At 72.5% G+C, this 15,090-nt stretch carries 13 protein-coding genes; 7 read left to right on the top strand and 6 right to left on the bottom strand.

Features of this window, described 5'->3' with window-relative positions:
- Window positions 1-231: 231 nt before the first annotated feature.
- A complete protein-coding gene (locus AB0389_RS36245) occupies window positions 232-1,902 on the top strand; it encodes a DNA repair helicase XPB (protein WP_366399832.1) in 1,671 nt (556 codons plus the stop codon).
- Between the two features lie 41 nt (window positions 1,903-1,943).
- On the opposite strand, the gene AB0389_RS36240 is transcribed toward AB0389_RS36245, so the two are convergent.
- From AB0389_RS36240 to AB0389_RS36230, 3 genes are all read right to left on the bottom strand, one after another.
- Window positions 1,944-2,300, bottom strand: coding sequence for a hypothetical protein (locus AB0389_RS36240; RefSeq protein WP_366399831.1), 357 nt, complete (start codon window positions 2,298-2,300; stop codon window positions 1,944-1,946).
- Window positions 2,301-2,313: 13 nt separating this feature from the next.
- A complete protein-coding gene (locus AB0389_RS36235) occupies window positions 2,314-3,654 on the bottom strand; it encodes a glycosyltransferase 87 family protein (RefSeq protein ID WP_366399834.1) in 1,341 nt (446 codons plus the stop codon).
- Window positions 3,655-3,734: 80 nt separating this feature from the next.
- Complete coding sequence (locus AB0389_RS36230; RefSeq protein ID WP_366399830.1) at window positions 3,735-3,908, bottom strand: hypothetical protein; 174 nt, start codon at window positions 3,906-3,908, stop codon at window positions 3,735-3,737.
- Between the two features lie 318 nt (window positions 3,909-4,226).
- Between AB0389_RS36230 and AB0389_RS36225 the strand changes: the two genes are divergently transcribed.
- Window positions 4,227-6,419, top strand: coding sequence for a UvrD-helicase domain-containing protein (locus AB0389_RS36225; RefSeq protein ID WP_366399829.1), 2,193 nt, complete (start codon window positions 4,227-4,229; stop codon window positions 6,417-6,419).
- A 308-nt stretch (window positions 6,420-6,727) separates the two neighbouring features.
- On the opposite strand, the gene AB0389_RS36220 is transcribed toward AB0389_RS36225, so the two are convergent.
- Complete coding sequence (locus AB0389_RS36220; protein ID WP_366399828.1) at window positions 6,728-7,447, bottom strand: copper homeostasis protein CutC; 720 nt, start codon at window positions 7,445-7,447, stop codon at window positions 6,728-6,730.
- A 251-nt stretch (window positions 7,448-7,698) separates the two neighbouring features.
- On the opposite strand from AB0389_RS36220, the gene AB0389_RS36215 reads away from it, so the two are divergent.
- The 3 genes from AB0389_RS36215 to AB0389_RS36205 all read left to right on the top strand — a co-directional run bounded on the left by AB0389_RS36215 (window position 7,699) and on the right by AB0389_RS36205 (window position 12,224).
- Window positions 7,699-9,987 carry a heavy metal translocating P-type ATPase gene (locus AB0389_RS36215; RefSeq protein WP_366399827.1) on the top strand — a complete coding sequence of 763 codons (2,289 nt, stop codon included), beginning with the start codon at window positions 7,699-7,701 and terminating at the stop codon, window positions 9,985-9,987.
- A 141-nt stretch (window positions 9,988-10,128) separates the two neighbouring features.
- Window positions 10,129-10,779, top strand: a complete 651-nt coding sequence (locus AB0389_RS36210; protein ID WP_366399826.1) for a hypothetical protein — start codon at window positions 10,129-10,131, stop codon at window positions 10,777-10,779.
- 203 nt (window positions 10,780-10,982) lie between these two features.
- Window positions 10,983-12,224 carry a Cmx/CmrA family chloramphenicol efflux MFS transporter gene (locus AB0389_RS36205; RefSeq protein ID WP_366399825.1) on the top strand — a complete coding sequence of 414 codons (1,242 nt, stop codon included), beginning with the start codon at window positions 10,983-10,985 and terminating at the stop codon, window positions 12,222-12,224.
- 9 nt (window positions 12,225-12,233) lie between these two features.
- Here AB0389_RS36205 and AB0389_RS36200 read toward each other — a convergent pair whose 3' ends face one another.
- Together AB0389_RS36200 and AB0389_RS36195 are read right to left on the bottom strand one after the other, a co-directional pair.
- Entirely contained in the window at window positions 12,234-12,503 is a 270-nt protein-coding gene (locus AB0389_RS36200) for a DUF4031 domain-containing protein (protein WP_366399824.1), read from the bottom strand.
- Complete coding sequence (locus AB0389_RS36195) at window positions 12,500-12,973, bottom strand: hypothetical protein (protein ID WP_366399823.1); 474 nt, start codon at window positions 12,971-12,973, stop codon at window positions 12,500-12,502. The genes AB0389_RS36200 and AB0389_RS36195 overlap by 4 nt, the downstream gene beginning before the upstream one ends.
- 78 nt (window positions 12,974-13,051) lie before the next feature.
- On the opposite strand from AB0389_RS36195, the gene AB0389_RS36190 reads away from it, so the two are divergent.
- Window positions 13,052-13,984, top strand: coding sequence for a MurR/RpiR family transcriptional regulator (locus AB0389_RS36190; protein ID WP_366399822.1), 933 nt, complete (start codon window positions 13,052-13,054; stop codon window positions 13,982-13,984).
- A gap of 135 nt (window positions 13,985-14,119) precedes the next feature.
- Window positions 14,120-15,079 carry an N-acetylmuramic acid 6-phosphate etherase gene (gene murQ, locus AB0389_RS36185; RefSeq protein ID WP_366399821.1) on the top strand — a complete coding sequence of 320 codons (960 nt, stop codon included), beginning with the start codon at window positions 14,120-14,122 and terminating at the stop codon, window positions 15,077-15,079.
- Window positions 15,080-15,090 lie beyond the last annotated feature (11 nt).

Below are 15,090 nucleotides of genomic sequence, written 5' to 3'. Positions count from 1 at the left end.
CCCAACCTCCCACTCTCCCCCCCCCCACCCCACCCACACACGGTTTTTGTGGGTAGATTGCGGGACCTCGCCACACACACCCCCCCACCAAACGACATTGCATAGCCCCGTCACCCTCAAGGGTGTACCTCAATAGAGAGGACTACCGACACACCGGCACCGGAACGTCCCGAGATGCGCGACACTGGACGTTTGGCCCGCGTGGGGCCCGCGTGGAAAGGATGTAGGTACGTGAACGGACCGCTCATCGTGCAAAGCGACAAAACGTTGCTTCTCGAAGTCGACCACGACCAGGCCGACGCCTGCCGCCGCGCCATCGCGCCCTTCGCCGAGCTGGAGCGCGCGCCCGAGCACATCCACACCTACCGGCTGACCCCGCTCGGTCTCTGGAACGCCCGCGCCGCCGGGCACGACGCCGAGCAGGTCGTCGACGCGCTCGTGGAGTTCTCGCGGTATCCGGTGCCGCACGCGCTGCTCGTCGATGTCGCCGAGACGATGGCCCGCTACGGCCGGCTCACCCTCTCCAAGCACCCCACCCACGGTCTCGTGCTGACCTCCACCGACCGGCCCGTCCTGGAGGAGATCCTCCGCTCGAAGAAGGTCCAGCCGCTGGTCGGCAACCGAATCGACCCGGACACCGTCGCCGTGCACCCGTCCGAGCGCGGCCAGATCAAGCAGACGCTCCTCAAGCTGGGCTGGCCCGCCGAGGACCTCGCGGGGTACGTGGACGGCGAGGCGCACGCCATCGAGCTGGCGGAGGACGGCTGGGCGCTGCGGCCGTACCAGAAGCAGGCCGTCGAGGGGTTCTGGCACGGCGGCTCCGGGGTCGTCGTACTGCCCTGCGGAGCGGGGAAGACGCTGGTCGGGGCGGGTGCGATGGCGCAGGCCAAGGCGACCACGCTGATCCTGGTGACCAACACCGTCTCGGCCCGCCAGTGGAAGCACGAGCTGGTGAAGCGCACCTCGCTGACCGAGGACGAGATCGGGGAGTACAGCGGTACGCGGAAGGAGATCCGGCCGGTCACCATCGCGACGTACCAGGTCCTCACGACCCGCCGGAAGGGTGTCTACCCGCACCTGGAGCTGTTCGACTCGCGCGACTGGGGGCTGATCGTCTACGACGAGGTGCATCTGCTGCCCGCGCCGGTCTTCAAGTTCACCGCCGACCTCCAGGCCCGCCGCCGTCTCGGGCTGACGGCGACGCTCGTCCGGGAGGACGGCCGCGAGTCGGACGTCTTCTCGCTGATCGGCCCGAAGCGGTTCGACGCGCCGTGGAAGGAGATCGAGGCGCAGGGCTATATCGCCCCGGCGGACTGTGTGGAGGTACGGGTCAACCTCACCGACAGCGAGCGGCTCGCGTACGCGACCGCCGAGGCGGAGGAGAAGTACCGCTTCTGCGCGACGACGGCGACGAAGCGAAAAGTGACGGAGGCGCTCGTACGCAAGCACGCGGGCGAGCAGACGCTCGTCATCGGCCAGTACATCGACCAGCTCGACGAGCTGGGCGAGCATCTCGACGCGCCCGTCATCAAGGGCGAGACCAGCAACGCGCAGCGCGAGAAGCTCTTCGACGCCTTCCGGCAGGGCGAGATCTCGGTGCTCGTCGTCTCGAAGGTCGCCAACTTCTCGATCGACCTGCCGGAGGCGACGGTCGCGATCCAGGTCTCGGGTACGTTCGGCTCCCGCCAGGAGGAGGCCCAGCGCCTCGGCCGGGTGCTACGCCCGAAGGCGGACGGTCATGAGGCGCGCTTCTACTCGGTCGTCGCGCGCGACACCATCGACCAGGACTTCGCGGCCCACCGCCAGCGCTTCCTGGCCGAGCAGGGGTACGCGTACCGGATCGTCGACGCCGACGAACTCCTGGCAGGGGACAGGGACCGGGACCCGGAGGGCGAGGTCTGACGGGTCCGAGGCCGTCAGCGGGACCGGTCAGCGGGTCCCAGTCAGCGGGACCAGTGCTCGCAGATCAGCACCAGGCCCAGGGCCATCAGCCCGTACTGCGCGACAAGCGTCCAGCGCCGAGGGGTGGCCGCCAGCGACTTCTCGGGGGACGCCGCGACCACGCCGACGAAGAAGGACAGCCCCATCGTCCAGAGCCCCTGCATGATGAACCGTCCCGACATGCCGTCGCCGCCGGGGCCGATGGACCGCGTCAGCATGAACACGATCCCGAAGAGCGTGACCACGGGCAGCAGCGCGAGGCCGGCCAGCGCGCCGTACCGCAGGGGGCGCTGGGAGGTGCTTTCGGTGGCGCTTTCGGTGGTGCTTTCGGCGGTGCCGGGTTCAGGAATCGTCTGCATGAGGCAGATGACATCACCGGGATCGGCGGGCCGCCTCGGTGCGGATACTCAGCCCATGGCCGCCGGGGTACTCACGTCGGCGCCCGGTGTCGGAGTCGAAGTCAGTGTCGGTGTCGGTGTCGGAGTCGGTGCGCGGCGCCGGAACGCGTGTACGAGCAGCCAGGTTGTGCGTACCGGCGCGCGTGTGGGACCGGGTCCGCCACGCCACGAACACCAGCAGCCCCAGCGCCGTCAGCGCGTACGGCGAGGCGGCCGGCTGCTGCCACCAGGGGAGCCTGAGGTCCGCCCCGCCCTGGTGGGGGACGACGCCGAGGTGACCGCCCGCCGTCCAGACCGCGCCCGCCACCGCCGCCGTACCGAAGCGGCGTTCGGCGAGCAGGACCGCCAGCAGCGGAACGCACCACACCCAGTGGTGCGACCAGCCGACCGGCGCGACGAGCAGCGCCGTCAGCGCGGCGGCCAGTACGCCCCAGGTCTCGGCCCCGGCCCTGACGGCGGCACGGCGGGCGGTCCACAGCCCGGCGGCGGCCGTGAGCGCGGCGGCCGTCGCCCACCAGGCGCCCGGCTCGGGCGTGTGCAGGGCGCGCGCGAGGAGCCCGTACAGCGACTGGTTCCCGGCGGTCCACACCTGGCCCGCGGGGCCGCCGTACCGTCCGAACTCGACGACATGGTGCGTCCAGAACTCGCCACTGGCGTGCGGCAGTACGAGCAGGCCGAGCAGGACGGTGCCGGTGAGGCCGGCGAGAGCGGTCAGCCCGGCCCTTACGCGGCCGGTCACCAGCAGGTGGACGAGGAAGACGGCCGGGGTCAGGGTGATGCCGGCCGCGACCCCCAGGGCGAAACCCTTGCCGAGCGCCTGCTCGGGCCTGGACAGGTCCCACAGGACGAGGCAGCCGACGGCGAGGCTGATCTGCCCGAACAGGACGGTCTGGAGGACGGGTTCGAGCCAGAGCGCGACGGCCACGGCGAGGGTGACGGGGACGGCGGCATTGACGGCCGGGAGTCCGGCGAAGCGCCAGGACAGGCGGACGAACAGCGCCAGCAGCGCGGCGTTCCCGATGACGAGGACGACCTTGAGGGCGGCGACGGGCAGCCAGGTGGTCGGTACGAAGAGAAGCGCGGCGAACGGCGGATATCCGGCGGACAGCTGCCATCCGGTGGCGGCTCCGGTGACACCGTTGGCGCCGGTGAGCCCGTAGTGGCCGGGCCCGTACTGGCCGTAAGGGTTCGGCCCGTAAAGGTCCGTGCCGTCGACGACGGCCGCGCCCTCGGCCCGGTAGATGAGCGCGTCGGCCATGGGGATGCGCTGGGCGACACAGAGCGTGGCGAGTGCGGCCAGCGACAGGGCGAGCAGGCCCACTGCGGTGAGTGAGCGCGGAGTCACGGTCCGGAAGGTCACGGCCGCGACCCTAGTGGATCGGGGGCGGGCGCCGGTCAGCGGCGCTTGATGCCCGCCTCCTCGCTGTACTCCCCCATCACGGCGACGTTGAACGCCGTGGCCAGAAAGACCCGGACGGCGCGCAGCGCGTTGCCGACGGGGTGGGAGGGGGATGCGGCGGAGCCCGTGGCGGTGGCGGCGGGCGCGGGGGTGAAGGTCGCTGTGGTCATGTATCCATGATGGTTTTCCGGGCTGTGCGGAACATCGCTCCAAGGTGGGAAACTCATGTGAAGCGGCGTAGTTCTCGGGTCCCATGCCATCCCCTACGGGGATGACGGCATCAGGAAAAGCATTCGCCCCGCCCGGCCCCCAGTGGCTACAATCGCCCACCTTGCCCGCCTCCCTCTGCGGAGCGCCGTCGTCCGGACGGAAACCGGACGGCCACCGCCATGACGTGATCCACGCCGAACGGCCCACCCGCGACCCGTCCATGACCCCGACGGCCCGGGCGCCTCGGCGTGCGTACAGCCAGCCCCGGAGGCCACACCGTGTCCGCGCCCGACCCCGCGTCCGTACCCGACGCCACGCCCTCGTCCGTACCCGACGCCACCGACCCCCTTCTCGCTCAGGAGCGCGCCCATCTCAGCGCCTCCCGCTCCGCGCTGCGCGCCATGCGCGAGGACGCCGAGTCGCTCGACATCCGCGATGTCACCGCCAACTGGGTGAACGCCGCCGTCCTGGAGGCCCAGATCGAGGAGCGCGTGAAATCGCTCGCCGATCTGGCCCACACCCCGCTCTTCTTCGGCCGGCTCGACTACCTGCACCGCGTGGGCGGCGCGTCCCCGGAAAGCGACAGCGGCAACGACAGCAGGGACGAGGGCGAGGGCGACGGCGACCGCTTCTATATCGGCCGCCGTCATGTCCACGACGCCCACGGCGACCCCATGGTCATCGACTGGCGCGCCCCCGCCTCCCAGCCCTTCTACGGCGCGTCCAAGCAGAACCCGCAGGACGTGGCGTTGCGCAGGCGCTTCGGCTACACCGCGGGCGATCTCTCCGCGTACGAGGACGAGCACCTCTCCGACCCGGCGGAGGCGGTCCGTTCCAGCAAACTGCTCCAGGCCGAGATCGAACGGCCGCGCGTCGGCCCCATGCGCGACATCGTCGCCACGATCCAGCCCGAGCAGGACGAGATCGTCCGCAGCGACCTGGGCGGCACGGTCTGCGTCCAGGGCGGCCCCGGCACCGGCAAGACCGCCGTCGGCCTGCACCGCATCGCGTACTTGCTCTACGCGCACCGCGAACGGCTGGCGCGTACGGGCACGTTGGTCGTCGGCCCGAACGCGTCCTTCCTCCACTACATCGAACAAGTGCTTCCCGCGCTCGGTGAGTTGCAGGTCAAGCAGGCCACGGTGGACAGCCTGGTCGCGGGCGCCGTGGAGGTGCGCGGCACGGATCCCGCGCCCGCCGCCGTCATCAAGGGCGACGCGCGGATGGCGGAGGTGCTGCGGCGGGCCGTACGGTCGCACGTCACCCTCCCCTCCGAACCGGTCGTGGTCGTACGCGGCTCGCGGCGGTGGCGGGTACCCGCGTACGAACTGGAGGAGATCGTTCAGCAGTTGCTGGCCCGCGACATGCGGTACGGCGCTGCTCGCGAGGCTCTGCCGCAGCGGATCGCGCACTCCGTGCTCGTACGGATGGAGGAGGCCGGCGAGGCGCCCGACGACCGGGTGCAGAACGCGGTGGCGCGCGACGCCGCCGTCAAGGCGCTGGTCAAGGCGGTATGGCCGCCGGTCGAGCCGTCGAAGCTGGTGCTCCGGCTCCTGTCCGACCCGGAGTTCCTGGCCGCCCACGCGGACGGTGTGCTCACCGCCGACGAGCAGAAGACGATCCTGTGGGCCAAGCCCGCGCGTGGCGTGAAGTCCGCGAAGTGGTCCCCGGCGGACGCCGTCCTCATCGACGAGGCGAGCGATCTCGTCGCCCGTACGCACTCCCTCGGCCATGTCGTGCTCGACGAGGCGCAGGATCTGTCCCCGATGCAGTACCGCGCGGTGGGCCGCCGCTGCTCGACCGGGTCCGCGACGGTCCTCGGCGACCTCGCGCAGGGCACCACCCCCTGGGCGACGGACAGCTGGCAGGAGGCCCTGCGCCATCTGGGCAAGGGTGACGCGGTCATCGAGGAGCTGACGGCCGGCTTCCGCGTACCCCGCGAGGTCATCGCGTACGCGTCCCGGCTGCTCCCGGTGATCTCGCCGGGGCTGGCCGAGGTCGCGTCCGTACGAGAGTCCCCGGGATCGCTCTCGATCCGCGAGGTCGCGGGGGCCGGGGTGGGGGCTGAGGCCGGGGCCGGGGCTGGGGCTGGGGCCGGGGCCGGGGCCGGGCAGCTCGATACGGCGGTGATCGCGGCCTGCGTCGAGTCCCTCACCCACGAGGGCTCCATCGGCCTGATCGCCGCCGACGCCCGCGTCCCGTACCTGGCCGAGGCCCTGACGGCGGCGGGCCTCCCGTATCTGGCCCCCGGCGAGGAGACGACGGCGTCCGCCCGGCTGACCCTGGTCCCCGCGTCGCTGGCGAAGGGCCTGGAGTACGACTACGTCGTACTCGACGAACCGGCGGCCGTGGTCGACGGCGAACCCGACGAACGCACCGGCCTGAGGCGCCTGTACGTGGCCCTCACCCGAGCGGTCTCAGGGCTGATCGTCCTGCATGGCGCCCCCTTGCCGAAGGCCTTGGCGGCGTAGTCACGATCTCGCCACGGGACGGCGAGCGGGTCTGTGCGGGCGGGGAAGGGGGCACCGCAGGGGGTATGTGTCCGGACGTAAAGCGCGATTTGTGCCGCTGAGCGAGACCGGCGCGTTTCCGGACCGGCCCGCACGCGGCGTAAATCGTGCAGTCCGGGCGCGTGCCCCCGGAGGGGCACCCGGCAACAACCCGCACGTACCCACCGGGCCCAGCCCAAGACGGACCACGGCCCCTCGCCGGGAGGCGACCCGGCCCCGGTTTCGGGAAGGGGCGGGTAGGGGACAAGCCCGCCGCAGGCGTCACGACGTCACGCGTCGACCGCCGCGCGCCACTCCCGCATCGCCCCCGCGTCCACCCCCGCTTCCCAGCCGCCCCCCACCCGCACCGCACCGCCCACATGCAGCGCGTCCACCCCCGCCGCCCGCAGCGCCGCCACATGACCGAGCCGCAGCCCGCCGCCGACCATCAGCCGCTGCCCGTAGCCGGGTTCCCCGCGCGCTCCCGCCGCCGCCTCGGCCAGCAGCGTCGGCAGGCCGGTGCCGACGCCGGCGGGCGATCCGGCCGTGAGGTACGTGTCCAGGCCCGGCAGGTCCGCGAGGCTCCGGCGGAGCGCGGCACGGTCGGCGGCGTGGTCGATCGCCCGGTGGAACGTCCAGCGGCAGCCGTCCAGTTCGGCGATGAGCCGCTCCGCCGTCACCAGGTCAGGCGTCCCGTCCGCGTCGAGGAAGCCGAAGACGAACTCCTCCGCGCCCTCCGCCCGCAGCCCCCGCGCCACCCGTACGAGCGCGTCCGCGCCGTGCCGGGGGTCGGGGCCGTCGGCGGCGAACCCGTCCGTCCGGCGCAGCATCACCCGTAGGGGAAGGTCGACGGCGGCCCTGATCCGCGCGAAGGTCTCGCGGGACGGGCTCAGCCCGTCCGCCGCCATGTCGGCGACGATTTCGAGGCGGTCCGCGCCTCCGTTCCGGGCCGCGACGGCGTCCGCCGCGTCGAGGGCGATCACCTCCAGCAGTACCGCGCGCTCACTCATGGGGCCTCATCCGTAGGGGGTTGGCTGGATCCGGGCGGATCCAGCCGGATCGTTTTTCTCCGTACAGGTCTAGTCCAATACCCAGCCTAAAGGCCGAGGTCACCACGGAAGGGCAGGCAGCCCTCGACCTTCCCGGCGTTCCGCCCGGGCGACCCCTCCGTTGCGAACGGTACCCCTAGGGGGTATACCTGATGCCAGACGATACCCCTCGGGGGTAAACTGACCAGGTCGATGAGAAGGAGCCGCCCGACATGAGCGCCACCCAAACCTCCGGTACCGATGTCGAGCTGACCATCGGCGGCATGACCTGCGCCTCCTGCGCGGCCCGCATCGAGAAGAAGCTCAACCGTATGGACGGCGTCGAGGCCACCGTCAATTACGCGACCGAGAAGGCCAAGGTCACCTATCGCGGCGAGGACGTCAGCGTGCGGGACCTGATCGCCACGGTGGAGGCGACGGGCTACACGGCGAAGGAGCCGCCCCCGCCCGCGCCCATAAGCTCCACTGGACCACGGTCCACCTCAGACGCCCAGGACCCCACCGCGGACGACGACCCCGAACTCCGTACGCTCCGCCAGCGCCTCCTGACCGCCGTCGTCCTCGCCGCCCCCGTCGTCGCGATGGCCATGATCCCCGCCCTCCAGTTCGACAACTGGCAGTGGCTCTCCCTCACCCTCGCAGCGCCCGTCGTCGTCTACGCGGGCTGGCCCTTCCACCGCGCCGCCTGGACCAACGCCCGGCACGGCGCGGCGACGATGGACACGCTGATCTCCGTGGGCACCTGGGCCGCGTTCCTCTGGTCGCTGTGGGCGCTCTTCTTCGGCACGGCCGGCATGCCGGGCATGAGCCACGCCTTTGAGCTGACGATCAGCCGGGGCGATGCCTCCGGGAACATCTATCTCGAAGCCGCCGCCGGTGTCACCGCCTTCATCCTGGCGGGCCGCTACTTCGAGATCAGCTCCAAGCGCAAGGCCGGAGCCGCCCTGCGCGCGCTGCTGGAGCTGGGCGCCAAGGAGGTCACGGTCGTACGGGAGGGCCGCGAGCTGCGCGTCCCCACGGCGGATCTCCAGGTCGGGGATGCCTTCCTGGTCAGGCCCGGCGAGAAGATCGCCACGGACGGCACGGTCATCGAGGGCTCCTCCGCCGTCGACGCGTCGACGCTGACCGGCGAGTCCGTACCGGTAGAGGTCTCCGTCGGCGACCCCGTCACCGGCGCCACCCTCAACGCGGGCGGCCGACTGGTCGTACGGGCGACCCGGATCGGCGCCGACACCCAGCTCGCCCGGATGGCGCGCATGGTGGAGGACGCGCAGAACGGCAAGGCTGCCGTCCAGCGCCTCGCGGACCGGATCTCCGCCGTCTTCGTGCCGGTGGTCGTACTCCTCGCGCTCGGCACGTTCGGCGTCTGGCTGGCCACCGGCGCGGGACTGACCGCCGCGTTCACGGCAGCCGTCGCCGTACTGATCATCGCCTGCCCGTGCGCCCTGGGCCTGGCCACCCCGACCGCCCTCCTGGTCGGTACGGGCCGGGGCGCGCAGCTCGGCATCCTCATCAAGGGGCCCGAGGTGCTGGAGTCCACCCGTAAGGCGGACACCATCGTGCTGGACAAGACGGGCACGGTCACGACGGGCCGGATGACCCTCCTGGCCACGCACACCACGGCAGGCGGTAACAGCGGGGAGACCGAGGTGCTGCGGCTCGCCGGGGCACTGGAGCACTCCTCCGAGCACCCCGTCGCCCGCGCCGTGGCCGAGGGCGCGGCCGAGCGCGTCGGCGCGCTGCCGGTTCCCGAGGACTTCGCCAACATCCCCGGCCTCGGCGTCCAGGGCACCGTCGAGGGGCACGCCGTCCTCGTGGGCCGGCCGAGGCTCCTCGCGGACCGGGGGATCAGCCTCCCGGCGGAGCTGGACCGGGCCCGTACCACCGCCGAGGAGGCGGGCCGTACGGTCATCGCCGTGGCGTGGGACGGCGAGGCGCGCGCCGTCCTCGAAGTCGCCGACGCGGTGAAGGAGACCAGCGCCGAGGCCGTCGAACGGCTGCGCGCCCTCGGTCTGACCCCGATCCTGCTCACCGGCGACAACAGGGCGGTCGCCGCGTCCGTGGCCGCCGAGGTCGGCATCGACGCGTCGGACGTCATCGCGGAGGTCATGCCCGAGGACAAGGTCGACGTCATCAAGAAGCTCCAGGCGGAGGGCCGGTCGGTGGCCATGGTCGGGGACGGGGTGAACGACGCCGCCGCCCTGGCCCAGGCCGATCTGGGCCTGGCCATGGGCACGGGCACGGACGCCGCCATAGAGGCCGGCGACCTGACGCTCGTCCGGGGCGACCTGCGCACCGCCGCCGACGCGATCCGGCTGGCGCGCCGCACGCTGGGCACGATCCGGGGGAACCTGTTCTGGGCCTTCGCGTACAACGTCGCCGCGATCCCGCTCGCGGCGGCCGGGTTCCTCAACCCGATGATCGCGGGCGCGGCGATGGCGTTCTCGTCGGTCTTCGTGGTGGGGAACAGCCTGCGGCTGCGCGGTTTCAAGGCGGTGTGAGCGCGGGCGGGGCGGGTGCGCGGGCGGGGCACGGGTGAGGCGAGGGCGGGTGCACGGGTGGGGCGCGGGCGGGGCGTTGCCACCCGCGCGCGCCGGGGGCCGGAGGCCAGTCCCTCCGGCCCCCGGCTCTATGGTCGTCCCATGCACGATCTCCGCAGCCGCTTCAGCGCGCCCCTCCGCTCCCTGCGCGGACCGGCCGGTGGCCCCGACCCGGCCCCGTACGCCGACAATCTGCTGGCCCGCTGGGCCGAGCCGCAGCGCCGGTACCACACGACGGCCCATCTGACCGCCGTCCTGGACCACATCGACACCCTGGCCGCGTACGCGGACGACCCGGATCTCGTCCGGCTCGCGGCCTGGTTCCACGACGCGGTCTACCGGCCCGAGCGCTCGGAGAACGAGGAGCGGTCCGCGCACCTCGCCGAAGTCGCCCTGCGCGAGGCCGGACTGGGGCCCGAGGACATCGCGGAGGTCGCCCGGCTCGTCCGGCTCACCGCCACCCACGCCGCCGCCCCCGACGACCGCAACGGCGCGGTCCTGTGCGATGCCGACCTGGCCGTCCTCGCCTCGCCGCCGACCGCGTACGCCGCCTACGCGACGGCCGTACGGGAGGAGTACGGCTTCGTGCCCGACGAGGACTTCCGTACGGGCCGGGCCGCCGTCCTGGACCAACTGCTCGCGCTGCCGGGGCTGTTCCGCACCCCGCACGGCGTGCGGGAGTGGGAGGCACCGGCCCGCGGGAATCTGGCGGCGGAGCTGCGGACGCTGACGAGGCCGCGCCCGTCCCAGTGACGGAGCCGTCGCAGCCGGCGAACCGCTTCGGCGCGAGCCCGTCTCAGTAACTGAGCGGTAGCGGGACGGCCGGAATGTAACCAGTCAGCCGGCTGTTGGCACCTGTCATGCCAGACTCCGTCCCCGCTGACATTTCCACGCCCGCACCCACGCCCGCACCCACCCCCACAGACGCACCAGCCTCGGCCCCTGCCCGCGGGCGCATGCCGCTCGCCGTCTACATCCTCGGTCTGTCGGTCTTCGCGCTCGGTACGAGCGAGTTCATGCTCTCCGGCCTGCTGCCGCCGCTCGCCGAGGACATGAACGTGTCCATCCCGACCGCCGGGCTCCTGATATCCGCCTTCGCGATCGGCATGGTGGTCGGCGCGCCGCTGCTCGCCGTGGCGACCCTGCGCCTGCCGCGCCGCACCACCCTGATCGCGCTGATCTCGGTCTTCGGCGTCGGCCAGGTCGCCGGAGCGCTCGCGCCGACGTACGAGGTGCTCTTCGCGTCCCGTGTGATCAGCGCGTTCGCGTGTGCCGGGTTCTGGGCGGTCGGCGCGGCCGTCGCGATCGCGATGGTGCCGCTGAACCAGCGGGCCCGCGCCATGGCCGTCATGATCGGCGGCCTGTCCATCGCGAATGTGCTGGGTGTGCCGGCGGGCGCGTTCCTCGGTGAGAGCCTGGGCTGGCGCTCGGCGTTCTGGGCGGTGGGCGCCGCGTCGGCCATCGCGCTGGTCGGGGTCGTCACGCTGATCCCGCCGATCCCCGTACCGGCCGAGAAGCCGCGGCTCAAGCGCGAGCTGGTCATCTACCGCGACCGTCAGGTCTGGCTCGCCGTGGGCATCACCGCGCTCGCCGCGGGCGGTGTCTTCTGCGCGTTCTCGTATCTCGCCCCGCTGCTCACGGACGTGGCCGGGCTGGACAGCGGCTGGGTGCCGACGGTGCTGGCGCTGTTCGGCGTCGGCGCGCTGGTGGGTACGGCGCTGGGCGGCCGGTACGCGGACGCGCACCTCTTCGGCGTCCTGGTCAGCGGCATCACGGCCTCGGCGGTGCTGCTCGCCCTGCTGGCGGTGACGGCCTCGCACCCGGTCCCGGTGATCGTCCTGACGTTCCTGCTGGGCGTCTCGTGCTTCTACACGGCGCCCGCGCTCAACGCCCGTATGTTCAACATCGCCGCTGCCGCCCCGACCCTCGCGGGCGCCACCGCCACCGCCGCCTTCAACCTGGGCAACACGGGCGGCCCCTGGCTCGGCGGTACGGTCATCGACGCGGACTTCGGCTACGCCTCCCCGGCCTGGGCGGGCGCGGCCATCATGGTCGCCGCGGTCGCGCTGACGCTGGTGGCGCTGCGCGTCCACCGGGGCAGCGCGTCGAGCCGCGTGGTGGCGGGCTCGGCGGCACGGCCCGCGCCGACTGCGGCGGCCGGAGTGCCACAGACGGCCAAGGCGGAGTGCGCCTCCTGAGCAACGGTGCTACGCGGCCGGGCGGCCCTTGGGCCGGCGCAGCCCGGCCGCGGTGAGGCGGCGGACGAGCTCCTTGGAGCCGATCTCGACCGCGCCGGCCCGGACCGCGATCCCGTAGTGGTCGGACGGTATGTCGTAGTGGTCCCGTTCGAACGCGCGGGCCGGGCAGTCGATGGCGGCGGCGAAGGCGTGGAGTTCGTCGAACGAGACGTCGCTGACCAGGTGCGACCAGAGGCGGCCGTGGCCGGGCCAGGTGGGCGGGTCGATGTAGAGGGTCACGGCCGTCCCGTACCGCCCGTACCGCCGGCGGGGTTCTGCGGGGCGAGGGAGCCGACCGGGGCGATCACGATGCCCTTCTTCCCGCAGATCCAGTGAGGGTCTTCCCCTAGTTCGGGCTCCACTTCCAGCGCGTGCGGACCGGCGTCCGGACCACCTTCCCCGTCGCTCCCGGCGTGCCCGGTGTGCCCGTCACCGACTTCCGCCGGGCCGTCGCAGACCGGGCAGAGCGGCCAGCGCCCGTACCGTTCCAGCAGCGCGTCCTGTACGTCCTGGGCGATCAGCCCGGTCACGTACGCCACGCCCTCGGGCCACTGCTCGACCCACCAGCGGCGGTGCGACACCGAGTCCTCGACCAGCGAGACGACGTCGGCGCGCGCGACATCGCCCGCGGCCAGATCGGCCAGCACCAGGGCGCGGGCGGCGTGCAGAGCCGGTTCCAGTGAAGGGCCACTGGTGGGGGAGTCATCCATTCAGCCATTGTCAGGGATATCCACGTCAGGGATATCTGAGGGTTGACCGGCGGGGAATTTCGAAAATATCTTTCAGGTATGACGCACATCGTGAAGGAAAGTTCCAGCGGCGCCTCTCCGCCCGCACCGGCCGCCCTGGCGGCCAAGGTGCGGACCCTCGCGCCGACGATGACCCGTTCCATGCAGCTCGTCGCCGAAGCCGTCGCCGGGGACCCGGCGGGCTGCGCCGCGCTCACCGTCACCGGGCTCGCGTCGCTGACCGGCACGAGCGAGGCGACCGTGGTCCGTACGGCCCGGCTGCTCGGCTACCCCGGCTACCGCGATCTGCGCCTCGCGCTCGCCGGGCTGGCGGCACAGCAGCAGTCCGGGCGCGCCCCCGCCGTCACGGCGGACATCGCCGTGGACGACCCGATAGCAGACGTCGTCGCCAAGCTGGCCTACGACGAGCAGCAGACGCTGGCCGACACCGCCGCGGGGCTCGACACGGTCCAGCTCGGCGCGGTCGTCACCGCGGCCTCGACGGCCCGGCGGATCGACATCTACGGCGTCGGGGCGTCCGGGCTCGTCGGCATGGATCTCGCGCAGAAGCTGCTGCGCATCGGGCTGATAGCGCACGCCTTCAGCGATCCGCACCTGGCCGTCACCAACGCCGTCCAGCTCCGCGCGGGCGACGTGGCCATCGCGATCACCCACTCGGGCTCGACCGGCGATGTCATCGAGCCGCTCCGGGTGGCCTTCGACGGCGGTGCGACGACCGTCGCCATAACGGGCCGGCCGGACGGCCCCGTATCGCAGTACGCCGACCATGTGCTGACGACGTCCACCGCGCGGGAGAGCGATCTGCGCCCGGCGGCCATGTCGAGCCGGACGAGTCAACTCCTCGTCGTCGACTGCCTGTTCATAGGCGTGGCGCAGCGTACGTACGAGACGGCCGCCCCGGCCCTCTCCGCTTCGTACGAGGCGCTGGCGCACCGCCACAGCACGCGCGGCGGCGGCAGCGGCGCGCGCTGACCCGCAGACCCGCAGACCCGCCAGACGGCACCCGCACCCGTACCCGTACCCGCGTCGCACCCCACCACCGCACACCCAGCACCCTCTGATCACCCTCCGTGATCACCCTCCGTCCGCAGAGAGAGCCGCGTTTTCATGACCACCCCGTCCTCCCCGTCCGCCCGGACCTCGTCGTACGGCGAACTCCGCGCGCAGCTCGACTCGCTCACCACCGAGGCGTTCCGCCCCGACCTGGCCGGGATCGATCAGCTGACCACGCTGGAGATCGCCCGGATCATGAATGGCGAGGACGCCACCGTCGCCGCCGCCGTCGCCGCGCAGCTGCCCGGGATCGCCGCCGCGATCGACGCCACCGCCGCACGCGCGGCGCGCGGCGGGCGGCTGATCTACGCGGGCGCCGGTACGGCGGGGCGGCTCGGCGTGCTGGACGCCAGCGAGTGCCCGCCGACCTTCAACACCGGCCCCGGCGAGGTCATCGGCCTGATCGCGGGCGGCCCTGGCGCCATGGTGACGTCGGTGGAGGGCGCGGAGGACTCGAAGGAGCTGGCGGTCGCCGACCTGGCGGCGATCGGCGTCACCGCCGCCGACACGGTGATCGGCGTCTCCGCGTCCGGCCGTACGCCGTACGCGATCGGAGCCGTGGAACACGCCCGCGGGCTGGGCGCGCTCACCGTCGGTCTGTCCTGCAACGCGGGGAGCGCGCTGGCGGCGGCGGCCGAGCACGGCATCGAGGTCGTGGTCGGCCCCGAGCTGATCAGCGGCTCCACCCGGCTCAAGGCGGGCACGGCACAGAAGCTCGTGCTCAACATGGTCTCGACGATCACCATGATCCGGCGCGGCAAGACCTACGGGAATCTGATGGTCGATGTCCGCGCCTCCAACGACAAGCTGCGCGCCCGTGCCCGCCGGATCGTGTCGTTCGCCACCGGTGCGTCCGACACGGAGATCGAGTCGGCGCTCCGGGAGACCCACGGCGAGGTGAAGAACGCCATTCTCGTCATCCTCGGCGGAGTCGACGGCCCCACCGCCGCCACGCTCCTCGCCCGTTCCGACGGCCATCTGCGCGACGCGCTGATGGCCTCCCGTACCAGCTGAAAGAACCCGCA

The organism is Streptomyces sp. NPDC093109, from assembly GCF_040701725.1.
In the GTDB taxonomy this organism is placed as follows: domain Bacteria; phylum Actinomycetota; class Actinomycetes; order Streptomycetales; family Streptomycetaceae; genus Streptomyces.
The sequence above is the reverse complement of the archived record's forward strand: the minus strand, read 5'-3'. Positions and strand labels throughout refer to the sequence as shown.